The 24,809-nt window shown below is 68.5% G+C and carries 21 protein-coding genes and 2 pseudogenes; 15 read left to right on the forward strand and 8 right to left on the reverse strand.

Translation table 11 applies throughout. From position 1 onward, the window contains the following. Positions 1-17: 17 nt before the first annotated feature. The 8 genes and pseudogenes from F1643_RS24980 (at position 18) to F1643_RS16165 (ending at position 6,689) form a co-directional block, all read left to right on the forward strand. A complete protein-coding gene (locus tag F1643_RS24980; protein WP_370540640.1) occupies positions 18-470 on the forward strand; it encodes a TRAP transporter large permease subunit in 453 nt (150 codons plus the stop codon). Positions 471-644: 174 nt separating this feature from the next. Then, complete coding sequence (pxpB, locus tag F1643_RS16140) at positions 645-1,202, forward strand: 5-oxoprolinase subunit PxpB (protein WP_370540641.1); 558 nt, start codon at positions 645-647, stop codon at positions 1,200-1,202. An 80-nt stretch (positions 1,203-1,282) separates the two neighbouring features. Next, a pseudogene (locus F1643_RS23535) lies at positions 1,283-1,813 on the forward strand (biotin-dependent carboxyltransferase family protein); the annotation flags it as partial. A 22-nt stretch (positions 1,814-1,835) separates the two neighbouring features. After that, positions 1,836-2,270 carry a hypothetical protein gene (locus tag F1643_RS23540; protein ID WP_255542886.1) on the forward strand — a complete coding sequence of 145 codons (435 nt, stop codon included), beginning with the start codon at positions 1,836-1,838 and terminating at the stop codon, positions 2,268-2,270. A 318-nt stretch (positions 2,271-2,588) separates the two neighbouring features. Next, the gene (locus F1643_RS16150) at positions 2,589-3,707 is read left to right on the forward strand and encodes an ABC transporter ATP-binding protein (RefSeq protein ID WP_194914242.1); all 1,119 of its coding nucleotides are present in this window, start codon (positions 2,589-2,591) and stop codon (positions 3,705-3,707) included. A 50-nt stretch (positions 3,708-3,757) separates the two neighbouring features. Next, positions 3,758-4,804: an ABC transporter substrate-binding protein gene (locus F1643_RS16155; RefSeq protein ID WP_194914243.1), complete on the forward strand. Its 1,047-nt coding sequence runs from the start codon at positions 3,758-3,760 to the stop codon at positions 4,802-4,804. A gap of 198 nt (positions 4,805-5,002) precedes the next feature. Then, positions 5,003-5,860, forward strand: a complete 858-nt coding sequence (locus F1643_RS16160; RefSeq protein WP_194914244.1) for an ABC transporter permease — start codon at positions 5,003-5,005, stop codon at positions 5,858-5,860. Between the two features lie 16 nt (positions 5,861-5,876). Beyond that, a complete protein-coding gene (locus F1643_RS16165) occupies positions 5,877-6,689 on the forward strand; it encodes an ABC transporter permease (protein WP_194914245.1) in 813 nt (270 codons plus the stop codon). A 6-nt stretch (positions 6,690-6,695) separates the two neighbouring features. On the opposite strand, the gene F1643_RS16170 is transcribed toward F1643_RS16165, so the two are convergent. Continuing rightward, positions 6,696-7,049: a hydroxyisourate hydrolase gene (locus tag F1643_RS16170; protein ID WP_194914246.1), complete on the reverse strand. Its 354-nt coding sequence runs from the start codon at positions 7,047-7,049 to the stop codon at positions 6,696-6,698. 26 nt (positions 7,050-7,075) lie between these two features. On the opposite strand from F1643_RS16170, the gene F1643_RS16175 reads away from it, so the two are divergent. From F1643_RS16175 to F1643_RS16185, 3 genes and pseudogenes are all read left to right on the forward strand, one after another. Next, positions 7,076-8,284, forward strand: coding sequence for an MFS transporter (locus F1643_RS16175; protein WP_194914247.1), 1,209 nt, complete (start codon positions 7,076-7,078; stop codon positions 8,282-8,284). Continuing rightward, positions 8,281-9,696: an amidase gene (locus F1643_RS16180; protein ID WP_194914248.1), complete on the forward strand. Its 1,416-nt coding sequence runs from the start codon at positions 8,281-8,283 to the stop codon at positions 9,694-9,696. Before F1643_RS16175 ends, F1643_RS16180 begins: the two co-directional genes overlap by 4 nt. Positions 9,697-9,830: 134 nt before the next feature. Next, a pseudogene (locus tag F1643_RS16185) lies at positions 9,831-10,322 on the forward strand (GntR family transcriptional regulator); the annotation flags it as partial. Positions 10,323-10,460: 138 nt separating this feature from the next. Here F1643_RS16185 and F1643_RS16190 read toward each other — a convergent pair. Next, positions 10,461-11,597 carry a GGDEF domain-containing protein gene (locus F1643_RS16190; RefSeq protein WP_370540642.1) on the reverse strand — a complete coding sequence of 379 codons (1,137 nt, stop codon included), beginning with the start codon at positions 11,595-11,597 and terminating at the stop codon, positions 10,461-10,463. A 451-nt stretch (positions 11,598-12,048) separates the two neighbouring features. Between F1643_RS16190 and F1643_RS16195 the strand changes: the two genes are divergently transcribed. The 3 genes from F1643_RS16195 (at position 12,049) to uxuA (ending at position 16,326) form a co-directional block, all read left to right on the forward strand. After that, complete coding sequence (locus tag F1643_RS16195) at positions 12,049-13,410, forward strand: MFS transporter (protein ID WP_194914249.1); 1,362 nt, start codon at positions 12,049-12,051, stop codon at positions 13,408-13,410. Between the two features lie 148 nt (positions 13,411-13,558). Beyond that, a complete protein-coding gene (locus tag F1643_RS16200; protein ID WP_194914250.1) occupies positions 13,559-15,082 on the forward strand; it encodes a mannitol dehydrogenase family protein in 1,524 nt (507 codons plus the stop codon). Positions 15,083-15,135: 53 nt separating this feature from the next. After that, entirely contained in the window at positions 15,136-16,326 is a 1,191-nt protein-coding gene (uxuA, locus tag F1643_RS16205) for a mannonate dehydratase (protein ID WP_194914251.1), read from the forward strand. Between the two features lie 67 nt (positions 16,327-16,393). Here the strand turns inward: uxuA and F1643_RS16210 are convergent, their stop codons facing one another. The 6 genes from F1643_RS16210 to F1643_RS16240 form a co-directional block, all read right to left on the reverse strand. Continuing rightward, positions 16,394-18,940 (reverse strand): EAL domain-containing protein, encoded by a 2,547-nt coding sequence (locus F1643_RS16210; RefSeq protein WP_194914252.1) that lies wholly within the window; start codon positions 18,938-18,940, stop codon positions 16,394-16,396. Between the two features lie 248 nt (positions 18,941-19,188). Next, positions 19,189-20,625 (reverse strand): dihydropyrimidinase, encoded by a 1,437-nt coding sequence (gene hydA, locus F1643_RS16215; protein ID WP_194914254.1) that lies wholly within the window; start codon positions 20,623-20,625, stop codon positions 19,189-19,191. A gap of 39 nt (positions 20,626-20,664) precedes the next feature. Next, positions 20,665-21,396: an aspartate/glutamate racemase family protein gene (locus F1643_RS16220; protein WP_194914255.1), complete on the reverse strand. Its 732-nt coding sequence runs from the start codon at positions 21,394-21,396 to the stop codon at positions 20,665-20,667. Positions 21,397-21,430: 34 nt separating this feature from the next. Next, a complete protein-coding gene (locus F1643_RS16230) occupies positions 21,431-22,402 on the reverse strand; it encodes an ABC transporter ATP-binding protein (protein WP_370540643.1) in 972 nt (323 codons plus the stop codon). Between the two features lie 4 nt (positions 22,403-22,406). After that, positions 22,407-23,213, reverse strand: coding sequence for an ABC transporter permease (locus F1643_RS16235; RefSeq protein ID WP_194914259.1), 807 nt, complete (start codon positions 23,211-23,213; stop codon positions 22,407-22,409). Positions 23,214-23,287: 74 nt separating this feature from the next. Then, positions 23,288-24,313 carry an ABC transporter substrate-binding protein gene (locus tag F1643_RS16240; protein ID WP_194914261.1) on the reverse strand — a complete coding sequence of 342 codons (1,026 nt, stop codon included), beginning with the start codon at positions 24,311-24,313 and terminating at the stop codon, positions 23,288-23,290. Positions 24,314-24,537: 224 nt separating this feature from the next. On the opposite strand from F1643_RS16240, the gene F1643_RS16245 reads away from it, so the two are divergent. Next, positions 24,538-24,809 (forward strand): GntR family transcriptional regulator (locus tag F1643_RS16245; protein ID WP_194914263.1); only part of this gene is annotated, 272 nt, incomplete at its 3' end.

Consider the following 24,809-nt stretch of genomic DNA (forward strand, 5'->3'; position numbering starts at 1 on the left):
CCGCCCACACCTCCTGCATGATCGGCTTCATCCTGGCGGGTGCGGCCTTCCTGACGGTGGCGATGGGCTATACCGGCATCCCGCGCCTGCTGGCCGAGTGGATCACCACGATGCAGCTGTCGCCGGCGGCGCTGCTGATGGCGCTGACCGTCTTCTTCATCGTGATGGGCTGCTTCCTCGACGGCATCTCCATGGTGGTGCTGACCACCTCGGTGATCCTGCCGATGGTGCAGCAGGCGGGCATCGACCTGCTGTGGTTCGGCATCTACATCATCATCGTGGTCGAGATGGCGCAGATCACGCCGCCGGTCGGCTTCAACCTGTTCGTGCTGCAGGCGATGACCGGCAGGAACATCTTCACCATCGGCAAGGCCAGCCTGCCCTTCTTCCTGCTGATGATGGTGATGGTCACCCTGCTGTGGCTGTTCCCCGGCATGGTGACGTGGCTGCCGTCGATGATGATCGGGTAAGGAGCGTGGGCGTGGAGATCCGCTTCACCACCGCAGGCGACACCGCCTTCAACGTCGAGTTCGGCGAGGCCATCGACCGGCCGACCAATGCCCGCGTCATGGCGCTGCACGCCCGGCTGAAGGCCGAACCGCCGCCGGGTCTGGTGAAACGGTGCCGACCTTCGCTCGCTGCTGGTGGTCTACGACCCCGTCGCCACCAGGCGGCGGGAGATGCAGGCGGCGGTGGAGGCGGCGCTGGCCGGCAGCGACGCCGCCGCGGCCGAAGGGCGGCTGTGGCGCCTGCCGGTCTGCTACGCTCCCGACCTCGGCCCCGATCTGGCGGAACTGGCCGCCGGGATGGGGCTGACCGTGGAACGGGTGGCGGAGTTGCACGGATCGGCCGAGTATTTCGTCTACATGCTGGGCTTCATGCCGGGCTTCGGCTACATGGGCGACCTGCCCGCCGAACTGGAACGGCCGCGCCGGACAGAGCCGCGGGTGCGGGTGCCGGCCGGCTCGGTCGCCGTCGCCGGGCGACTGACCACCGTCTATCCGTGGGAGAGCCCCGGCGGCTGGCACCTGATCGGCCGCTGCCCGGTTCCGCTCTACGACGCCGGCCGGGCCGATCCCGTCCTGCTGGCGGCCGGCGACCGGGTGCGTTTCGAGGCGGTGGACCGCGCCGCCTTCGACGGCATCGCGCAGGCGGTGGCAAGCGGCCGCTTCGATCCCGCCAGCCTGAGGGCCGCATCATGAGCGTCTTTCTGACGGTGGTGCGGCCGGGCCTGTTCGCGACGATCCAGGATCTGGGCCGCTTCGGTTTCCAGGAGTTGGGCATGCCGGTGGCCGGCGCGCTCGACCCGGTGGCGCTGCGGCTGGCCAATGCGCTGGTCGGCAACCCGCAAGGCATGGCGGGGCTTGAGATCGCCCTGCTCGGACCCGTGCTGCGGGTGGACGCTCCCGCCGTCCGCGTCGCCGCGGTTGGGCCGCTGGCGATGACGCTGGAGCGCGAGGGGGAGGCCTCCCGGCCGCTGGAGTCCCACCGCAGCCACAGCCTGCGCCAGGGCGACCTGCTGCGGCTGGGGGCGGTCGACGGGGCGTCGGTGGCCTATCTGGCGGTGGCCGGCGGCTTTGAGCTGGCTCCGGTGATGGGCAGCCTGTCCACCTATGTCCGGGCCGGCATCGGTCCGCTCGGCGGGCGTCCTCTGGGCCAGGACGACCGGTTGCCGCTTGTCCGCGACAGCGCGCCCGATGGGCCGCCCGATGAGCAGGAATTGGAACTGCCGCAGCCGCCGGAGTATGGCGTCGGGCCGTTGCGGGCCGTGCTCGGGCCGCAGGACGACCGCTTCACCGAGCACGCTTTGGCGACCTTCCTGTCGGCGACCTATCATGTCGGCAAGCAGGCCGACCGCATGGGCCTGCGTCTGGAAGGGCCGGCGCTTGCAGCATCGCGGGTCGGCCGACATCCCGTCGGACGGTCTGGTCACCGGCTCCATCCAGGTGCCGGGCAACGGACAGCCGATCCTGCTGCTGAACGACCATCAGACCGCCGGCGGCTATGCCAAGATCGCCACCGTGATCTCCGCCGACCTGCCCCGCGCCGGCCGCCTGCGTCCCGGCGACCGCCTGTCCTTCCAGGCGGTGACGGTGGACGAGGCCGAAGCGATTCGCCGCCGGCAGGAACAGGCGATATCCGGCTGGATCCGCGCCATCCGCCCGGTGCGCCCGGCCGGCGGCATCGATCTGGAGGCGCTTTATGCGGAGAACCTGATCTCCGGCACGGTGGACATCGTCAATGGCGGCAGCGATCTGCCGCTGGTTTGAGGGGGAGTTAGACTCCCACCTATCCTCCCCCGCTGGGCGGGGGAGGGACTGCCGCCGCTCTCCCAAAAAAGTACTTGTCCCCTCCCCCGCCCAGCGGGGGAGGGTTAGGGTGGGGGCAAATGCTCAGCACCGCTGGCGCCAAATGCGGCAATTGCCTGCGCCTGCCGCTCATTTCAGCATCATCAGGGCGCCGCCACCCGTCTGCCCAAAGACCAATAATACACTTAATGCATTGATAAAGCACCATAAATCCGGAAACGGCATGCACTTTGCTATCTAACGATCTGCAAAGTGCAACGCGAAACGGACGGTACAGCCATGGTCGGAGCCTCGCAAAGCAGCCAGTCGGCCCAGCGTGGGCAGACGCTTCTTCTCGACGGGATCACCCAGCGCTACGGCAACACGCTGGCCGTCAACGACGTGACGCTCGACATCAAGGGCGGCGAGCTGGTCGCTCTGCTCGGGCCGTCGGGTTGCGGCAAGACGACCCTGCTGCGGATCATCGCCGGCTTCATGGCCCAGACGAAGGGCCACGTCATCGTCGGCGGCGAGGCCATCGACGGGCTGCCGCCCAACCGGCGCGCCGTCGGCATCGTCTTCCAGAACTACGCGCTGTTCCCGCACATGACGGTGGCGGAGAACGTCGCCTATGGGCTGGACGCCCGCGGCGTCGACCGCGCCACCCAGCGCAGCGAGGCCCAGCGCATGCTGGATCTGGTGAAGCTGGGCCATCTCGGCGACCGCATGCCGCGCCAGCTGTCCGGCGGGCAGCAGCAGCGCGTGGCGCTGGCCCGCGCGCTGGCGGTGAACCCGTCGATCCTGCTGCTGGACGAGCCCTTTGCAGCGCTCGACAAGAACCTGCGCCTCGACATGCAGATCGAGGTGAAACGCATCCAGCGCCTGTCCGGCATCACCACCATCCTCGTCACACACGACCAGGAAGAGGCGCTGTCGATGGCCGACCGCGTCGCGGTGCTGAGCCAGGGCCGGCTGGAGCAGTTCTCCCCGCCGACCGAGATCTACGATGCGCCGGACAGCCTGTTCGTCAACACCTTCGTCGGCTCCGCCAACCTGCTGGGCGGCGTTCTGCTCGAGGCCGACCGCAGCGGCGGCACGGTGCGGCTGGATGCCGGCGGCACCATCGAGACGCGCGCACCCAAGGGCGAGGTCCGCCCCGGCGGCCGCGTCACCGTCTGCCTGCGGCCGGAGCATCTGCGCGTCGATCAGGCGGCGGCCGGCGCCGACACGCTGAACGGCGTGGTGGAGATGGGGCTGCCGCTGGGCGCCACCATCGTCCATGAGGTGCGCGTCGCCGACGGTTCCGCCGTGAAGGTGTCGGAACCGCGCATCGACCGCGCCGCCCTGTTCGCCCCCGGCACGCCGGTGCGCCTCGCCCCGGTCGCCCCCCGCCTCGCCTCGGTCTTCGCCGCGGCCTGATCCGTCTTTTCCTCCTCCCCATCGCCTCCCCGACCCGACAGGAGTGATCCATGCTGCTGACCCGCCGCACCCTGATGCAGACGGCCCTGACGCTGGGCGCCATGCACGCCTTCCCCGGCCTGACCTGGGCGCAGGCACGCCCGCTGGTCTTCGCGACCTTCACCGGCAGCTGGGAGGAGGCGCACAAGGCCGTGCTCGTCCCTGCCTTCCGCAAGGCGACCGGCAACGCCGACATGGTGCTCGACCCCATGCTGTCGGTCGACCAGATCGCCAAGGTGAACGCGGCGAAGAACAACCCGCCGATCGACGTCATGCTGCACGATCCGGGGCCCGCGCTGCAGGCCATCGCCCAGGATCTGGTCGAGCCCTATCCGGTGGAGAAGAGCGCCCATTACAAGGATCTGATTCCGGAGGCGCAGGTGGCGATGGGGCCGGCGCCCTTCTTCCAGGTGGTGGGCATCACCTACAACCCGGAAACGGTGAAGACGCCGCCGACCTCCTGGGCCGATCTGTGGAAGCCGGAATTCAAGGGCCGCGTCGGCATCACCAACCTGAACTCGACGCTCGGCACCGGATTCATGGTGGAACTGGCCAAGATGCATGGCGGCTCGGAATCCAACATCGACCCCGCCTTCAAGGCGCTGGAGGCGTTGCGCCCCAGCCTCGCCGCCGTCGCCGCCAACCCCGGCCAGCTTGCCACCCTGTTCCAGCAGGGCCAGATCGACATCTCGCCGGGCAATTTCAACGCCATCCAGATCCTGAAGGCGCGCGGCGTTCCGGTGGAGTTCGTCATCCCGAAGGAAGGCGCCATCGCCTTCAAGACGACCATCCACATCGTCAAGAACTCTCCCAACAAGGAGCTGGCCTTCAAGCTGATCGAAGCCGCCCTGTCGCCGGAGGTGCAGGCCCAGCTGATGGAGGAGCCGTTCCTGATCGTGCCGACCAACACCAAGGTCGCGATCAAGGGCGAACTCGCCAAGACGCTGGCCAAGGACCATGCCGAGATCGCGAAGAAGTTCGTCTTCCAGGATTGGGCCAAGATCAACGAACAGCGCAGCGCCTGGATCGAGCGCTTCAACCGCGAAATCCGGGTGTAAAGACGCGAACGACCCGCTGAAGCTCTCCCTCTCCCGCCCCGGGAGAGGGAAGGGGCCCATGCGAAGCATGGGAAGGGTGAGGGGTGATCCAAGGATCGAGAGAGAATCCATGTTCGGATCGCCCCTCACCCTCCCCGCCTTCGGCGGGTCCCCTCCCTCTCCCGGGGCGGGAGAGGGCATCTCAAGAGGAACCCCACAATGGCCGCGACGCTGCGCAACGTCACCACCTACGACCTGAAACTGGCGGCGCCGCTGGCGGCGGGGTTCGTCGTCTTCTTCGTCACGCCGCTGGTCATCCTGCTGGCGCTGAGCTTCCAGACCGATCCGCAGGGTGGACGGTTCGGGCTGACCCAGTACGTCAACTTCCTGGGCGACAGCTTCAGCCTCGGCGTGCTGGGATCGACGCTGTGGCTGGGGGTGAAGGTCACGGCGCTGACGCTGCTGCTGGGCTATCCGGTGGCTTGGCTGCACCAGCGCTCCCCCGGCTGGGCCAAGGGCCTTATCATGCTGCTGGTACTGCTGCCGCTGCTGACCAGCGTGGTTGTGCGCACCTTCGCCTGGGTGGTCATCCTGGGGCGGCAGGGGATCGTCAACGCCTCGCTGCTCGGGCTGGGGCTGATCGACACGCCGCTGAAGCTGCTCTACACCGAAGGCGGCGTGGTGATGGCGCTGGCGCAGGTGCAGATGCCGCTGATGGTGCTGCCGCTGATCACGGCGCTGAGCCGCATCGACCCGAACCTCGCCGACGCCTCGTCGGTGCTGGGGGCCGGGCATTGGCGGACCTTCCGCAAGGTGATCCTGCCGCTGTCGCTGCCGGGCATCATCGCCGGCTGCCTGCTGACCTATGCCGCCGCCATCACCGCCTTCATCACCCAGAGCCTGATCGGCGGCGGGCAGATGCTGTTCATGCCGATGTACATCTACCAGCAGGCCTCCACCCTGCAGAACTGGCCCTTCGCCGCCGCGATTTCCGTCATCTTCCTGGTCGCGGTGCTGGTGGTGGTGTCGATCTTCAACGTGCTGGGCCGCCTGTCGCGCGGCTACACCAACGCCTGAGTTTGGGGAGGCCGCCATGGGCAACCGCCGTTTCGATTTCGACGCGCTCAGCTTCCGCATCGCCATGACGGGGGTGGCGTTGCTGGCCCTGCTGTTTCTGGCGGCGCCGACGGTCGTGGTGATCTGGGTGTCCTTCACCAGCGGCTATTCGCTGAAATTCCCACCGCCCGGCTATTCGCTGCGCTGGTATGTCGAGCTGTGGAACGCCTGGCAGCTCCAGTTCGCGCTGATGAACAGCCTGAAGGTGGCGGCCTGGGCGACCGGCCTGTCGATCCTGCTGGGCGTCGCCGCCTCGCTGGGCATCGCGCGCTCGGCCAGCCTGACGGCGCGGGTGCTGGACAGCCTGTTCCTGTCGCCGCTGGTTCTGCCGGCGCTGGCCTTCGGGCTGTCGTCGCTGATGTTCTTCTCGCTAGTCGGCGTGCCGGTGTCGCCGCTGACGCTGATCATCGGCCACACCGTGGTGTCGGTGCCCTTCGTGGTGCGCAACACCGTGGCGTCGCTGGCGCAGATGAACCCGACCCTGCTGGAGGCCTCGGCCAGCCTGGGCGCCACCCGCTGGTTCACCTTCCGCCGCATCACCCTGCCGCTGATCCGGCCGGGCATCATGGCCGGCGGATTCATCGCCTTCATGGCGTCCTTCGACAATGTGCCGGTGTCGCTGTTCCTGCGCGACGCCGCCACCGACATGCTGCCGATCCGCATGTGGCAGGATCTGGAAGGCAAGCTCGACGTGACGGTCGCGGCGCTGTCGGGCGTGCTGATCGTCGCCACCATCGCGCTGATGATGGTGATGGAGCGCATCGCCGGCCTGTCGAAGCGGTTGACCTGAGCCGGCCTACACACCCAGAAAGAGAGAAACCCCGAAGGGGGTGAATTTGAAGGGCAGATGCAGATGGCGGTCCAGGTCGGTCACCTTGAAGCGGAACGGCATGATGTCGAGGAAGCGGGTCTGCTCCTCCGGATATCCCGCTGCGCGCAGCCAGTCGCCGACATGGAACAGCACCTCGTGCGGGCCGGGGGCGATGCCCTCGCCGCGGATTGTGGGGTGGTCGAGCTGCCCGTTGGCGCCCAACCGGCCGTCGGCCAGCAGGCGGCGGACCGGCGTCAGGGCGTAAAGCTCCACCCGCAGTCCTTCGGCGGCGACGCCGCGCGCCACGTCCACGCCGTGAATCGAAATACCGCCGGCCATACCGCCTCCAGGTCAGGGTTTCCGCGATGGTAGCCGAGACGGCGGCGGTAGCGCCAGCGCCGGCCGAGCCTCCGGCGATGCCGCCGCTTCTGCCGGCGCTGATCGGAATGACCGGCCTGCAGGCACTGGTCGCTCTCGCCCTGTTCGCGCCGGGAGTTCTGGCGCCGCGCATGGGGATCGACCCGGCGGGGCTGGGGCTGTTCACCACCACCGGCTTCGCCGTGGGGATGGCGGCGTCGCTCTGCGGCGGGGTGCTGGCCGGGCGGCTGGGCTCCTTCCGCGTCGCCAGCTTCTGCGCGGTGGCGGTGGCCGCCGCCATGTTGTGCGCGATGACGGGGAGCGGCACCCTGGCGCTGCTGGCGGCCGGGATCGCCATCGGGCTGGCCTGCGGGCCGGAGACGCCGGCCAGTGCCGCCATCCTCGGGCGACTGGTGCGGGAGGCCGACCGGCCGATGGTGTTCTCGGTCCGGCAGACCGGCAACCAGTTCGGCGCGATGGCCGGATCGCTGGCCCTGCCGCTGCTGGCCGCCGTCACCGATCCGCGCGCCGGCTATGCGGCCATCGCCGCGCTGGCGCTGGTTTGCGTCCTGCCCTTCGAACGGCTGCGGACGACCTACGATCCGCTGACCCGATCCGCCACGACCGCCTTCGGACTGGGGGCGGCGATCCGGCTGCTGCGCGGCGACCCGGCGCTGCGGCGGCTGGCATTGGCCTCCTTTCCCTATTCGGCGAGCCAACTGACGCTGAACGGCTTCTTCGTCGTCTTCGCGGTGGCGGAACTGGGGTTGGGGCATGTCGCCGCCGGAGTGGCGCTGGCCGCCGGGCAGGCGGGCGGGCTCGCCGGACGGCTCGGCTGGGGGGTGGTCGCCTCGCGCTGGATGGCGCCGCGCCGGCTGGTCGGGCTGCTGGGGCTGGGCATGGCGGCGGCTTCGGCGCTGGTCGCGCTGGCCGGCGCCTCCCTGCCCTTCCCGGCGCTGGCCGCGGCGACCTTCCTGTTCGGGCTGACCGCCAGCGGCTGGAACGGGATCTTTCTGGCGGAGGTGGCGCGGCTGGCGCCGGCAGGGCGCATCGGCGAGGCGACGGGAGCGGTGATGGTCGGCGGCTTCGCCGGGCTTATCGCCGGCCCGGTCCTGCTGGTGGCCGCCGCCGCGGTCAGCAGCCTCGCCACCGGCTATCTCGTGGTGAGCCTGCTGGCGGCATTGGCGGGATTGAGCCTTCTCGGAGACAAGCGATGACCCTTCCCCTTCGCGCCGTGGCTCTGGCCGATGCCGTGCGCGGCGGACGCAGCAGCGCCCGCGCCGTGACCGAAGCGGCGCTCGCCCGCATCACCGCCGGCAATCCCACCCTGAACGCTCTCGTCGCCGTCCATACCGAACAGGCGCTGGCGGAAGCCGACGCGGTCGACCGCCGCCTCGCGGCCGGGGAGCATCTGCCACCGGAAGATCTGCCGCTGGTCGGCGTGCCGGTGGCGGTCAAGGACACCATCTGGGTCGCCGGCCACCGCGTCACCCAGGGATCGCGCCTGTTCGCCGATTTCCATGCCCCCGCCGACGCCATCGCGGTGGAACGGCTGCGCCGCGCCGGTGCGGTCGTCGTCGGCATGGCCAACAGTTCGGAATTCGCCTGCAAGGGCGTCACTACCAACCCGCTGTTCGGCCCGACGCGCCACCCGATGGACCTGAATCTGACCCCCGGCGGCTCCAGCGGCGGGCCGGCCGCTGCCGTTGCCGCCGGGCTGGTTCCGCTGGCGCTGGGCACCGACGCCGGCGGGTCGAGCCGCCGCCCGCCGGCCCATGTCGGCGCGGTCGGCTTCAAACCGAGCTTCGGCGCCATCCCCTACGGCCCCGGTTTCGCCGAGCCCTTCACCGGCATCGCGGTGATGGCACCCATCGCCGCCGATGTCGCCGACACCGCCCTGATGTTCGAGGCACTGGCCGGCCCCGACCCGCGCGACCCCGACAGCGCCGCAATCGCCCCGGCGGAGGAGCGGCCGGTTTCGTCCCTGACCGTCGCCTACAGCCCGACATTCGGCCTGGACGCCCCGGTTGACGACGACGTACGCGACGCGGTGGAGCGGGCGGTGGAGGCTCTGGCACACGCCGGTGCCCGCATCGTCCGTCCCGAAGGCCGGTTCCCGCACTGGCCGGCCGGAGTCACCGAGACCGCGCTGATGCCGCTGCAGCATGCCGGGCTTGCCGCGATTTACGGCGAGGCATTCCGCTGCGACCCCGGCCTGTTCGATCCCGACATCGCGGTGCAGATCGAACGCGGCCTGTCCCTGAGCGGCGCGGAGGTCGCCAAAGCGCAGTTGCTCGGCGTCGAGGTCGGCCACGCGCTTGCCGCACAGTTTTCTGAGGCGGACCTGATCGTCGGGCCGACCACGCCCTGTGTCGCCTGGCCGCTGGACCGGCTGGGACCGGAGACCATCGGCGGCCGGCCGGTGCCGCCGCGCGCCCATGCCGTCTTCACCCCGCTGTTCAACCACGCCAAGGTTCCGGCCCTCAGCCTGCCCTGCGGGACCGGACGCGGAGGGCTGCCGGTGGGGTTGCAGATCGTGGCGCCGCGCGGGATGGACCGCCGGGTGCTGCGCTTCGCCGCTTTCGCAGAGGAAACGCTCGCCGCAGGCGGGCCGGATTCCCAGCCATGAGCCCGACCATGACCCTCGACGATGACAGGCCGGACGATACGCCGGACGCCGCCCCAGGCATTGCACCGCCGCGCCGACGCCGCGCGGTGCCGCCGCCGCCCTTGGCGGACATGGCGGTGGATCGGCTGCGCGACATGATCATTTATGGCGAGTTGGCGCCGTCCGCCCGCTTGATCGAACCGGAGTTGAGCGAGAGGCTCGGCATCTCCCGCACGCCGCTGCGCGAGGCGCTGAAGCTGCTGGCGGCCGACGGGCTGGTCATGCTGCGTCCCAACCGCAACGCCATCGTCGCCCCGCTCGACGCCTCCGAGCTGACCCACCTGTTCGAGGCGGAGGGCTGCATCGAAAGCTTCGCCGCCCGGCTCGCTGCCGAACGGATGACCGCCGCCGACCTGCGCCGCCTGCGCGGCTTCCAGGAAAAGATCGAGGCGCTTCAGGGGGCCGGCGCGCTGGAGGAGTATTTCGCGATCAACCAGAAAATTCACCGGCTGATCGTGTCGAGCGCCAAGAACCCCGCCCTGGTGGAGGCGCATGACCGGCTGCTCGGCCGGCTGGTGCGGGCACGCTACTTCGCGTTGGGCGCCCAGGGGCGGTGGGTGGAATCGGTGCTGGAGCACCGCGAGATCCTGGCCGCGCTGGAGGCCCGCGACGGCAGGACCGCGGAGCATCTGTTCGTCCACCATGTCGGCCGCACAGGCGAGGTGGTCGCCGCGGCCTGCGCCTCCCCCGCGCCCGGCAGGCGGGGTGACGGCCGCGAAAAACCCCTAAGCGGCCGGCACCGCTTCCGGCTGGCAGAGCGCGTGGTCGCGGCAGACCCGGTCACGGCCCTCCGACTTGGCGCGGTAGAGCGCGATGTCGGCCGCCTTGATCAGGGTGTCGGGGCGGTCCGCATTCGGGGAGAGGGTGGACACGCCGATGCTGACGGTCACATGCAGCAGCGCGCCGTCATGCTGGACCCCGCAATCGCTCACGGCGCAGCGCAGGCGTTCGGCGAGCAGAAAGGCGCCCTCCAGCGACGTGCAGGGCAGCAGGATGGCGAACTCCTCGCCGCCGAAGCGGGCGACGAGGTCGCTCTGGCGCACGCCGCGCTGCAAAACGCGGCTCAAGGCCACCAGCACCGCATCGCCGACATCGTGACCGTGTGCGTCGTTGACCTCCTTGAAATGATCGATGTCCAGCAGGAGGAGCGACACCGGCGTGTCATGACGCAGCGCGCCGGCAACCTCGCGGTCGATGGCCCCGAAAAAGGCCCGGCGGTTGGCAAGGCCGGTCAGCGGATCGCTGAGTGCCGCGTCGCGGAGAACCCGCTCGGTGTCGACGCGGCGGCGCTCGCGGGCCAGCATCGTTCCCAGCATCAGGATGCCGACCACCGTGAAGAGGGCGACCGGCAGCCCGCCATGGATGAAGGTCGGCAGCGCCACGCCCCAAGGCAGCACGAAGATTCCGAGCGTGTTGAGCGCAGAAAGGGGAGCCAGCAGGAACAGCGGCCGAGCCCCCCGCCACTCAACAGGCGGCACCAGCCGGGCCATCATCAGTCCGGCGGCACCGGCCAGCAGGATGCCGGTCACACCGGGAAGCGTGCCCGCACCGCCGACCGCGATACGGCCCGTCGCAACGATGCCGACGGTCAGGATCGCGGCCAGGGTGCCGCCGAAGGGAGCGGCCAAGGCGACCGGAACCGCCTTCACATCCGGATAGACGCCGGGCGCCACCGGAACGGACTGCAGCATCGCCGCAACTCCGCCGGCACCGAACAACAGGCCCAGGCAAATCTGCCGCAGCCACGGCCGGTCTCCCAACCGGCAAAGGACCGTCCCGTATGCGAGGGTCATCAGGGCCAGCAGCCCCACGCCGCCAGCCAATGCCGTCATGATCGCCGCCGTGGCGTCCGGTTCCCCCACCCTGCCGCCTCCTGCGTCTCGTTCAGTCTCAATCCGCGATCCTCATTCGGATATCCTAATGCTGTACATTGGGGTTAGTCCTAGAGGGTTTGGGGCACCCGCAATTTCATATGTGACGGGGAGAGTTTTCGACCAGCGGCGGACTTGACGAAATGCCGCAGATGGTTCGATTGACCGCCGGCCAGGGGCGCAACTAATATACCAGCAACTGGAATGGTAGTATGCAACGCCACGAACGGTACCGAAGCGGCACCGCTCCCGACGATGGCCGGACTGCTCCAGGAGACAGTGCTGAAACGCGAGAAACCACCGCCCGTCGCAGCGTGGGAGCCCGGAATGCCGGCTTCCGCGCATGCCCTTCGGCGCGCCCATCGCCAATGCAGGATCGGCCATGGGTGCAGGATCGAAGACCGGCGGCGGCCACACGCGTCCTGGCTGGAGACGCCAAATCATGAGCGAACAGATCATTGCCGACGCCGCCCCCGCGCAATCGGCGGAGCCGGCCGGCAGGGCCGGCGGCATCGGCAAGGCCGCAGTCACGGTAAGCAAGGCCATCGGCCGCTACCGCTGGACCATCTGCGCCCTGCTCTTCTTCTCGACCACCATCAACTACATGGACCGCCAGGTCCTGGGCCTGCTGAAGTCCACGCTGATGGGCGACATGGGCTGGACCGAGTCCGACTATGGCGACATCGTCGCCGCCTTCTCGCTTGCCTACGCCTTCGGCTACATCGGCTGCGGCCGGCTGATGGACAAGGTCGGCATCCGCATCGGCCTGCCGGCCGCCGTCGCGGGCTGGAGCTTCTTCGCCTGCATCCACGCCTTCATGGGCAGCGTCTTCGGCTTCAAGGTGGCGCGTGCCGGCCTCGGCCTGACCGAAGGCGGCAACTTCCCGGCCTCGATCAAGGCGGTGTCGGAGTGGTTCCCGGCCAAGGAGCGCGCGCTCGCCACCGGCATCTTCAACGCAGGCTCCAATGTCGGCGCGGTCGTGGCGCCGATCCTGGTGCCGATCCTGCTGGTCGCCTTCGGCTGGCAGGCGGCGTTCCTGGTCACCGGCGGCATCGGCTTCTTCTGGGTCATCGCCTGGCTGCTGATCTACCGCAAGCCGGAAGAGCATCCGAAGCTGACTCCTGAGGAACTGGCCTATATCCGCAGCGATCCCGTGATGCCGCAGGAAAACATCCCCTGGATCAAGCTGCTGAGCTACCGCGGCACCTGGGCGAACATCGTCGGCACCTGCTTCTCGGCTCCGGTGTGGTGGTTCTACCTGAACTGGGTCCCGGGCTTCCTGAACACGCAGTATGGCGTGAACCTGTTCGGGGCGATGCTGCCGCTGATCATCATCTACACCATGGCCGATTTCGGCAGCGTCGGCGGCGGCTGGTTCTCCTCCCACCTGATCAAACGCGGCATGAAGCCGCTGCGCGCCCGCAAGCTGACCTTCCTGGTCTGCGGCCTGTGCGTGCTGCCGGTCTTCTTCGCCTCCACCGTGTCCAACATGTGGGTGGCCGTGCTGCTGATCGGCATTGCCGCCTCCGCCCACCAGGGCTATTCGGCCAACGTCTACACCATCGTGTCCGACACCATGCCGCGCAACGCGGTGGGTTCGGTGGTCGGCATCGGCGGCTTCTGCGCCTACTTCGTCGGCATGTTCGTGTCGATGGGCGTCGGCCGCCTGCTGGACGCCACCAACGGCAACTATCAGGTGCTGTTCGGCATCGCCTCCGTCCTCTACCTCGTCGGTCTGGCGATCATGCACTTCGTGCTGCCGAAGACCGGGTCGGGCCGCACCCCGGCCGGCATCGAGGTCTGACACGCCACTCCACGCTCCGGGGCGTCCTGCCCCGGAGACCTTCCGAACCATTCAAGCCTCACCGAATGACGGTGCACCGGCCCCCCGCGACACTCCGCGACAGCGGATAAAGGGAGACCGCAGCGACCGCCGCGAACCGGAGCCCATCATGCCCGACGCGAACACCGCCCTGCTGGCGGCCCATCCTTCCCAAACCCGCCTTTCCCCCGACACCCTCCGCCGCCTGCCGCCGGCGGTCGAGCGCCCCGCCTACGACCGCGACGCGGTGACGGCGGGCATCGTCCATATCGGCCTCGGCGCCTTCTGCCGCGCCCATCTCGCCACCTACACCGACGACGTGCTGGCGAGTGGCGTCAAGGATTGGGGCATCGTCGGCGTCGATCCGCTGTCGCCCGCCATCCGCGACGCGCTGAAGCCGCAGGACTGCCTCTATACGCTGCTGGTGCGCGAAGAGAGCCGCGACCGCCTGCGCGTCGTCGGGTCCTTCCTCGACGCCATGGCGACCGCAGATCAGCTCAACGAGGTGCTGGCGCTGACGGCGAAGCCGGAGATCCGCATCGTCACCCTGACGGTCACCGAGAAGGGCTATTGCCAGGACGCCGCCACCGGCTCGCTGGACGAGGCGCATCCGCTGATCCGCGCCGACCTTGCCGATCCCACGGCACCGCGCAGCGTGCCCGGCCTGCTGTGCGAAGCCATCCGCCGCCGCCGCGCCGCCGGGGTGGCACCCTTCACCGTGCTGGTCTGCGACAACCTCGCCCAGAACGGCATCAAGGTTAAGGGCATCGTCGTCCGCTACGCCGAGCTGCGCGACCCGGAGCTTGCCGCCTACATCGCCGAGCAGGTCAGCTTCCCCTGCACCATGGTCGACCGCATCACGCCGGCCACCCAGGACGCCGACCGCGCGACGGTGGACGCGGCGCTGGGCTGCGCCGACGCCTGGCCGGTGGTGACCGAGCCGTTCAAGCAGTGGGTGATCGAGGATCGCTTCCCGCTCGGCCGCCCGGCCTGGGAGAAGGCCGGGGCCATCCTGGTCGACGATGTCCACCCGTTCGAGCTGATGAAGCTGCGCTGCCTGAACGGCGCCCATTCGCTGCTGGCCTACCTGTCGGTGATCGCCGGGATCGAGACCATCGCCGATGCCATGGCCGACCCGCAGCTGCCCGCCGTCATGCGCCGGCTGTGGGCGTCCGACCTGATCCCCACCCTGCCGCCGGTGCCGGGAACCGACATCCCCGCCTACACCGCGGCGCTGGAGGCGCGCTTCCGCAACCCCGGCATCCGCCACCGCACGATCCAGATCTCGTCCGACGGTTCGCAGAAGCTGCCGCCGCGCCTGCTGGAGCCGGCACGCGAACTGTTCGCCGCCGGCAAGGTCCCGGCGGTGATCCCGCTGGCCGTCGCCGCCTGGATGCGCTTCCTGCTGGAAAAGGACGAAGCCGGCAACGCCTATGCGGTCGCCGACCCGATGGCGGCGACGCTGACCCGCATCGCCCGTGTCCATGCCGGCGACGCCGGTGCGCTGGCGGCAGCCCTGTTCGCCGTCGAGGACATCTTCGCGCCGGACCTGGTCGCCGAGACCGGTTTCCGTGACGCGGTGGTCCGCCATCTCGACAGCCTGATGACCGTCGGCGTCGCCAAGACGCTGAGCGCCTTCCTCGCCAACCCGTGAAATCGCGGTGGTCACGACCGCCGCAAGCAAACCCGTTTTGAAAGGACCATATCATGCAGGAAACCTGGCGCTGGTTCGGCCCGGACGATCCCGTCACCCTGGAGAAGGCCCGTCAGGCCGGTGCCACCGGCATCGTCACGGCGCTGCACCACATGAACCAGGGCAGTGTCTGGACTCCTGAGGAAATCCAGAAGCGACGCGCCATGGTCGAGGCTGCCGGCCTGACATGGGCCGTGGTGGAGAGCATCGGCGTCGGCGAGGAGATCAAGACCCGCACAGGCGACTTCCGCACCAAGATCGACAATTACAAACAGTCGATCCGCAATGTCGCCCGCGCCGGCATCCCGGTGATCTGCTACAACTTCATGGTCATCACCGACTGGAGCCGGACCAACCTGATGCACCGGCTGCCGAACGGCGGCTATGCCCTGCGCTACGACAGCGTCGATTTCGCCGCTTACGACCTGTTCGTGCTGAAGCGCCGCAATGCGGAGGCCAGCTACGATCCCGCCCACATCGCCGCCGCCAAGGCGCGGTTCGAGGCGATGGCCGTGGAGCAGGTGGCCGAGTTGGAGCGCAACCTGATCGACTGGCTGCCGGCGCGCGACTTCGCCTATGACCGCGACAGCTTCCGCGGCATGCTGGAGCTGTATCAGGAAATCGGCGTCGAGGATCTGCGTGCCAATCTGGTCGAGTTCCTGCGCGAGATCACGCCGGTGGCGGAAGAGGAAGGGGTTCGGCTGTGCATCCACCCCGACGACCCGTCCTTCCCCATCTTCGGCCTGCCGCGCGTGATGTCCACCGCCGACGACGTGCGGGCGATGTTCGACGCGGTGCCGCAGGAAGCCTGCGGGCTGACCCTGTGCACGGGGTCGTTCGGGTCCAACCCGAAGAACGATCTGGTGGCGATGGCGAAGGAATTCGCCCCGCGCATCCACTTCGTCCATCTGCGCAACACCACGCACGAGCCGGACGGGTCCTTCTACGAGGCCGACCATCTCGGCGGCGACACCGACCTGATCGGCGTTGCCGCGGCGCTGATCGACGAGGAGGCCCGCCGCCGGCAGGCCGGCCGTGCCGACGCCCAGATCCCGATGCGTCCCGACCACGGCCATCTGCTGGGCGACGACATCGGCCAGACGATGAACCCCGGCTATTCCTTCGTCGGCCGGCTGAAGGGCCTCGCCGAACTGCGGGGCGTGATGCGGACCATCGAGGCCTTCCGCGAGAAGCGGGTGGCGTGACGGCGGGCGTGACCGCGGCGGGGCCCCTCTCCAGTGCGGGGAGAGGGGCCTCGCCGCCGAGCGCGCGTCAGGGACGACCCTCGCCGTCCGCCGGGCAGATGGCCGCCGGGCAAAGCGGCCCGCTCCCCGCAGCGGTTAGGGTCAGGTCGAAGGACTCGGCGGGAACCGGGTGGCCGAGATAGCGGCCCTGGGCATAGACGCAGCGCACCTCACCGGCCAATGCCTGCTGTTCCCCCGTCTCTATTCCTTCCGCGATCACCGTCAGGTTCATGCTGCGGGCCAGCGCCACGATGGCGCGCACCGTCTCCTGGTTGCCCGGGTTCCGCGCCATGTCCTGCAGGATGACTTGATCGATCTTCAGGAACTCCACCGGCAGCCGGCGCAGATGGCCCAGAGACGCATAGCCGGTGCCGAAGCCGCTGATGGAAAAGGCGATCCCCAGCGTCCGCAACGTCTGCATCGTCCGTGTCGTCTCATCCGACGGCGACAGCATGGCGGCTTCCGGAAGTTCCAGGATCAGCCGGTCGGGCGGGACGCCATGGCGGGCGAGGCTGCCGGCGACCTGCTCCTCGAAGCCGAAATGGCGGAGCTGCAGGGAGGACACCGGAACGGTCAGACGCAGGCCGGCGGCGTCACGGCCGCGCCAGTCCGCCAGCTGCCGGCAGGCGGCATCCAGCAGCCAGCCGCCGACCGCCACGATCAGTCCGTTGGCCTCGGCAAGATGCAGGAATTGACCGGCGGAAAGCAAACCGCGACCGGGATGATTCCAGCGCACCTCCGCCTCGGCGCCGGCCAGCAGGCCGCTGGCGACATCCACCACCGGCTGGAGGAACAGCGCAAGCTGCCCCTTCGCCACCGCCTCGTGCAGTTCGTTCTCCAGCTGCAGATGCGCCAGGGCGTCGGCGTCCATCGCCGGGTCGTAGAAGGTCCAGTTGGCGGTGCCCAGGCGCTTGGCATGGTACATCGCGACATCGGCGTTCTTCACCAGAAGCTCGGGGTCGGTCCCCTGGTCGGGGGCGAAGGTGACGCCGATGCTGGCGGAGATGTGCAGGGTCTGGCCGGCGATGCGGAACGGCTCCGACAGGCAGTCGAGCAGGCGGCGGGCCACCCGCTCGGCATCCTCGCGATCACCGATGTCGGACAGGATCACCGTGAACTCGTCGCCGCCGATCCGAGCGATGGTTTCGGAATCGCGCAGGCAGCCGGCCATCCGCTGCGCCGCCTCGCGCAGCAGCACGTCGCCGGTCTGGTGGCCCAGCGTATCGTTGACCCATTTGAAGCGGTTCAGGTCGATGAACAGCAGGGCCATCCGGTTGCGCAGACGCGACGCCCGCCGCAGCGCCTGCCGCAGCCGGTCGTAGAACAGCGGCCGGTTGGGAAGTCCGGTCAACGCGTCGTAATTGGCCTGGTGCCGGATGGTCTCCTCCGCGCGGCGGCGGGCGGTGACGTCCTGGATGGCGGTGATCAGGCCCAGCACGAGGCCGTCGGAATCGTGGAACGGCTCCCCCACCTCCTGAAGGTCGAGATGTCCGTCTCCTGAGCGGGTGATGCGGTATTCGATGTCGAAGCGGCTGTTCTCCGCCCAGGCGCGGCGGTAGGCCTCCTGCACCTCCATACGGTGTTCCGGCTTCACCCGGTCGAGATAGAGGCCGATGGTGAGCAGGCCGGACTCGCCGGGCAGGCCGATCAGGTCGCGGAAATTGGCGGAGACCTCCAGCCGTTCCTCCGGCAGATGGACCGTGTAGGCCAGCCGGGCGACGCGCTGCGCCTGGGCCAGCCGCGCCTCGCTGAGGCGCAGCGGCTCCTGCCGCTTCAGCCGGTGCAGCACGCGCTGGAACAGGAAAAGCAACGGCAGCAGGGCCAGCGCAAAGCCAGCGGCATAGGGCGCGATCAGGCGGACCAGCGTGCCCCCGGGCTGTTCCGGCTTCCAGGTCAGGATGCCGACCGGCTGGTCGGCGATGGCCTCCAGGGGCAGGCTGGCCAGGGCCGGAAGAGCCGGGGTATCGATCGGGACCACACGCAACCCGGCGATCCGCCGCGACTCGGCAAGCTTCGCCAACTCGCCTTCCAGGGTGGTCAGGAACACCTGGACCGGCTGTTGCGGGTCGGGCGGCAGGGCGGCGCGTCCCTCCTCATACTCGATCACGCGGGCGCCGAAGACGAAGGGCGTCTGCCCGATATGGACGATGCCGCTGACCGGCCGGCCGGCGGTCCGCGCCGCCGCCAGCACCGGCAGCAAATCCGCAGCCTCCCGGGCGGCCGCATCCAGATCGCCGCGCAGGGCACCGTCCTTCGACGCATAGATCAGCCCGTCGCGGCCGTTCCAGGCATAGGAGCGGTCCAGCCCCCACAGGCGTTCCGCATAGGGACCGACGTTGGCATTGGCCCAGACGCCATCGAACGCGACCACCAGATGGTCGACGGCGTCGTTCCACAGGCTGTATTCCTCGGCCTTCTTCCCCATCGCGGCGCCCAGATCGGCCACCGCATCGACGATCTCCGCCTTCGTCCGCTCCGCCATCGCCGTGTCGATGCGCCGCGCCGTCTCCAGCGCCATGAACATCACGAATGCGATGGTCAGCACAACCATGGCGGCAAAAAGCAGGCCGGCCATATTGAGTCGGCGAGCATCGCCCGTGGCCCGGTCGAAGATTTCTGGAGTGCGGGGAGAGATCATCGCGAAAGTTACCGGTTTTCGAATATCACAATTATTGTGCACTCCTTCCCGTTAATTTTCCGCTTATGAGAACAGTTCGCAAGGTACGCAGATCAATCTTTTCGCGCAGTCGTCCTCCTGTTGCGCGATACCTTGCCTTTCGTCATAGATCTGAGCTTCACAATCCGGTGCAACCCGTAGGGGCCTTAGAATGGCAATGCCGGTGCGGGCGCCCCCTTCGGCCGGGCCAGGGCCGGCAGGCCGCAGGGCAGGAAGGCGCCGCGGCCGGGCGACGCCAGCAGGACGCCGTCGCGGCACACCACGTCTCCGCGCGACAGCGTGACCACCGGCCAGCCGGTGACCTCGATGCCCTCATAGGGGGTGTAGTCGACATCGTGGTGCAGGATGCCGTTGGTGATCGTCACCTTGCGCGCGGGATCCCAGATCGCGATGTCGGCGTCCGACCCGACGGCGATGGTGCCCTTGCGCGGGTGCAGGCCATACATGCGGGCCGGGTTGGCGGCGGTCAGCTCGACGAACTTCGTCAGCTCCATGCGGCCTTTCATCACGCCTTCGGAGAACAGCAGAGGCAGTCGTGTCTCCACCCCCGGAATGCCGTTGGGCACGCAGCGGAAGGGGGCCTTCTCGCCGTTCACCTTCTTGCCGCCCGGTCCGTCGAAGCGGAACGGCGCATGGTCGGAGGAGAAGATCTGGAAGGTGCCGCCGGTCAGCCCGTCCCAGATCACCTTCTGGTTGGCGGCGTCGCGCGGCGGCGGCGAGCAGATGCATTTCGCTCCTTCGAATCCCTCCCCGCCCAGGTCGTCGGCAGTCAGGAAGAGATACTGCGGGCAGGTCTCCGCATAGATGCGCAGGCCCCGGCCCTGGGCCCAGCGGATCTGCTCCACCGCGTCGGCGCCGGAGACATGGACGATCAGGATCGGCACGTCCACCAGCTCGGCCAGGGAGATGGCGCGGTGGGTCGCCTCGCGCTCCGCCACGCGGGGACGGGAGACGCCGTGGAAGAAGGGCGCGGTCTGGCCGGCGCGTTCCAGCTTCTCGGTCAGCCAGGCGATGCAGTCGGCATTCTCCGCATGCATCATCACCATGGCGCCCTCGGAGCGCGCGATGTCCAGCACCTCCAAAATCTGGCGGTCGTTCAGCTTCAGCGCGTCATAGGTCATGTAGATCTTGAAGGAGGTGTAGCCGTCGCGGATCAGCGCCGGCAGCTCCTGCCCCAGGACCTGTTCGGTCGGGTCGGTGACGATCAGGTGGAAGGCATAATCGATCACCGGCTTGCCCGCGGCCCGGCGGTGATAATCCTCCACCGCGGCCCGCAGCGACTGGCCCTTCTGCTGGCAGGCGAAGGGCAGCACCGTGGTGGTGCCGCCGAAGGCCGCGGAGCGGGTGCCGGACAGGAAATCGTCGGCCATCACCGAAGAGTCGCCGGTCGGCTGGTCGAAATGGACATGGCCGTCGACCCCGCCCGGCAGGACCAGCAGACCGTCCGCGTCGATCTCCTCCCGCCCGGCGGCAAGCCCGCTGCCGAGCGCCGCCACCGTGCCGTCCTTCACGCCGACATCGGCCTTGAACACGTCCGACGCGGTGGCGACCGTGCCGTTGCGGATGACCAGATCGAAATCCATGCTCCCCTCCCCTTCTTGGCGCGTCAGCTTCTTGGCACGTCAGCCGTGCAGTTCCCGGAACAGGCTGCCCCAGCCATGGACCCGGCGGGTGTCGACGCCGGTCATGCGCAGCGCCTTCCACAGGACGGTGGACACCGTGTCGTAGACGGGGATGCCCAGCGCCTTTTCCACCCGCTCCGCCACCGCGGCGCCGCGCATGTTGGTGCAGATGATGGCGATGGCCTCCGGCTTGGCCTCCGCCACCTCCAGGCACATTCGCTCGATCCGCTCCTCGCTGATCTCGGAGAAGGAGAAGTTGCCGCGGTCGTTCAGGTGCCGTTCGGCCACCACCTCGAAGCCGGCGTCGTTGTAGTTGGCGACCATCGTCTGCTGAATCTCGTCCAGATAGGGGCTGACGATGGCGAAGCGCTTGCGGCCCGTCGTCTCCAGGATCTCGTTCAGCGCCAGCATGGAGGTGCAGGCGGGAATCCCCGTCTCGTCCTCGATCGCCTTGCACAGCTTCACGTCGGCATCGAAGCCGAGCCAGCCGGCCGAGGTGCCGTTCCAGCCGATCACGTTCAGCTGCGCATCGGCGAGCAGCCGCGCGGCATCGAGGAAGGGCGCGTCGGTGAACTGGTCGAGCGCCGCGGCGCGCAGCGAGATCTCCTTGACGGTGAAGCGGCCGAAATGGGCGCTCACCTCCGGCAGGCCGCTCAGCATGGCGGCGGTCACCGGTTCGAGCACCGTGTTGGAGGACGGGGTCAGCATGCCCAGAAGAACGCGCTTGGTCATCTCGGGGAACTCGTCTTTCTTTGAATGAGTTGGGTCAGGCACGCGCCCACAGGGCGCGGGCGTCCTTGTCGGCCTCGGCACAGATCTCTTCCAGACCGGCATGGACGGGACGGCCGCCGCGAATGCCGAGCGCCGCATCCTCCATCACCCCGGCCCCATCGCCGGTGACGACGGTTGCGCCGATCGGCGGAAGGTCCGGCGGTTGCGGTTGGATGGCGCCGGTCATGCCGCGGCGACCTGCCGCTGCTGCAGGCCCTCCTCCCGGATCAGGTTCAGGATGTGGCGCTTGTGGTCGTTGAAGCGCGGGCTGGTGATGTCGCGCGGACGCGGCAGATCCAGTTCGATGCGTTCGCGCAGGCGGCCCCGGCCGGCTGGTCAGAACCGCCACCTGGGTGCCCAGCACCAGCGCCTCGTCGACGCTGTGGGTGACGAAGACGATGGTGCAGCGCTGCTTCTGCCAGATGGCAACCAGTTCCTCCTGCATGTCCATCTTGGTCTGGGCGTCGAGGGCGGCGAAAGGCTCGTCCATCAGGATGACCTGCGGGTTCAGCAGCAGGGCGCGGGCGATGCCGACGCGCTGGCTCATGCCGCCCGACAGTTCGGCCGGGTAGTGGTTCTCGAAGCCCTTGAGCCCGACGAGGTCGATGTATTCCTGCGCCGCGGCGCGACGGTCGGTCTTGCGCCAGCCCTTCAGGCGCAGGTGGAAGGCGATGTTCTCCCACACCGGCAGCCAGGGCATCAGGGTGGCCTGCTGGAACACCATGCCGCGGTCGGCGCCGGGGCCGTCCACCGGCTTGCCGCCGACGGTGACGGTGCCCTTGGTCGGCTTCTCGAACCCGGCGATCATGTTCAGCAGGGTGGACTTGCCGCAGCCGGACGAGCCCAGCAGACAGAGGAATTCGTTGCGTTCCACCGTCAGGCTGACGTCGTCGATGGCCAGCAGGTCGCGCTTGCGCTTGGCGTCGCCGTAGATCTTGGTGATGTTCTGCAGTTCGATGGAGGCCATGGGCTCAGCCCTCCCGGCTCTGGAGCGTGGAGGCGTGCTGCCAGTGCAGCGCCGCGGACATCAGCAGCTTGATCAGCGCGTCGGTGACGTAGCCCAGCAGCCCGATGCTGGCCATCGCGGCAAGGACGAGGTCGTAGCGCAGGAAGTAGTAGCTGTCCCACAGCACGTAGCCGAGCCCGCTCTTGACCGCGACCATCTCCGCGGTGACGGTCAGCATCCAGGCGGCGCCGATGCCGATGCGCAGGCCGGCGAAGATGCTGGGCAGCGCCGCCGGGAACACCACATGGCGCAACAGCTGCTGTTCGGTGGCGCCCATCATCGAGGCCGCGCGGATCAGGTTGCGGTCGGCGGTCTTCACGCCGTGGATGGTGTTCATCAGGATCGGGAAGAAGGCGCCGAGGAAGACCAGGAAGATCGCCGGCTTGTTGGCGATGCCGAACCAGATGATCGCCACCGGGATCCAGGACACCGGCGGAACCGGGCGCAGCATCTGGATGGTCGGCTCGATGGCGCGTTCCACCCAGCTCCACCAGCCGATGGCGATGCCCAGCAGCACGCCGGTCGCCACCGCGATGCCGTATCCGGCGGCGACGCGCACCGCGCTGGACAGCGCATCGGCCAGCCAGCGCCCGCTGTTGGCCTGCGCCGTCTCGTCGAAGCCGAACACCCAGTCGGCCCAGCTGTGCAGCACGACGGAGGGCGCCGGCAGCAGGGCCGCCGGCAGCAGGCCGGACCGCGACACGATCTCCCAGGCCGCGAGGATCAGGACGGGAACGACCGCGCGCTCCCAGAATTTCGACAATGCGGTCATGGACCGGCCTTTCGATGGTCGTCAAATGATGTCGAGGAAGGGCAATACGTCGGGATAGGGGCAATGCTTGGACCTCAGCCCCCCAGCTCGCTCCTCGGCTTCTTCGTCACCGCTTCCAGAAACCGATAGTCGATGTTCTTCACCGCGACGTCCGACACGTCTTTGCCGATGTATTTCAGCTCCCGCATCATCGTGGCGATGGCGACGGTGCTGTCCTTGTGGATGGCATAGTCGGGGAAGGCGTTTTCCAGGGATGCCGCCGCGATATCCTTGTTCAAGCCGGTGTATTTGTTGATGGTGTCGACCCAGACGGTGCGGTCGGTCTTCAGCTTGTCGACCAGTGCCACGACCGAGGCGACGGTGGCCTCGACCGCCTTGGGATGCTCCTTGATGACGTCGGAGCGGGTGACGATCAGGTTGGTCAGGTTGCCGGCCGCCTGGTCGTAGGGCAGCGCGAAATGCGTGCCGACGCCGGTGCTGCGGATCTGCGAGGCGAAGGGCTCCACCGTGCAGATCACGTCGACCTCGCCACGCTGCAGGGCGGCGGCATGGTCGGACGGGTTGGGGATGTTGATGAACTGGACGTCCTTGTTGGCGTCGATGCCGTGCTTCTGCAGGGCGCCGCGCATGTGGATGTCCTGCGCGTTCCCGCGCGAGGCGGCGACGCGCAGCGGCTCGCCCTTCGCCTTGCGGGATGCCGCCAGCGCCTTCAGCCCGGCCCAGTCGCCCGCCTTCAGGTCGATGCCCTTGGCGGTGACGATCTCCGACCCGCCATTGACCTGACCGGAGATGGCGACGACGTCGAAACCCTTGTCCAGCGCGGTGACGTAGTGGAGGTAGGTGACCTGCGCCACGTCGATGCTCTTGGACACCAGCGCGGTCAGCACGTCGTTGCCGGAGTTGAAGTTGATCGCCTCGATCGACACGCCCTTGGCCAGATCGGGCGTCAGCGCCATCGGCAGGCAGTGGGCGCATTTGGCGAAGCCGAGCTTCACGGCTTCCGCATCGGCGGCCGGTGCCGTCGGGGCGGTCGCCGCCAGAGCAGACAGGGCCAGCGCGGTGGCTGTGACGGCGTTCAGGGTGAGGGACCGGATCGACATGAGGCTTCGGCTCCAGATGCGGTTGCGTTTCCACCGCTGTCGCAAGGACCGTGCCGGATTGTATACAAAATCTCTATTTCATGATTATCGTTTTATTCCAGTTGTTTACCGCAGTTTTAATGAGAAGGATCATCAACGAGGTTGCTTGCCTTATTTTTGAGCGCATGGCATCGTTTGAGCAAGAATGCCCAAGTATGCAGCAGAACAGACCCACCGGATCGACCATGGACAGCCCCGCAAAGACCGCCAACGCCCCCCTGCGCCGTGAGACGCTGCATCACTCCGCGGTGGCGGAGTTGCGGGCCATGATCCTGGAGGGAGAACTGCCGCCCGGCCGCCGCGTGCCGGAGATGGAGTTGTGCGAACAGCTCGGCGTCTCGCGCACGCCGTTGCGCGAGGCGTTGCGCGTGCTGGCGGCCGAAGGGTTGGTGGAGCTGCGCCCGCACCGCGGCGCCGTGGTGACGCCGATCGATCCCAAGGAGATCGCAGCGATCTT

Source organism: Azospirillum sp. INR13 (assembly GCF_015390205.1).
GTDB lineage: Bacteria > Pseudomonadota > Alphaproteobacteria > Azospirillales > Azospirillaceae > Azospirillum.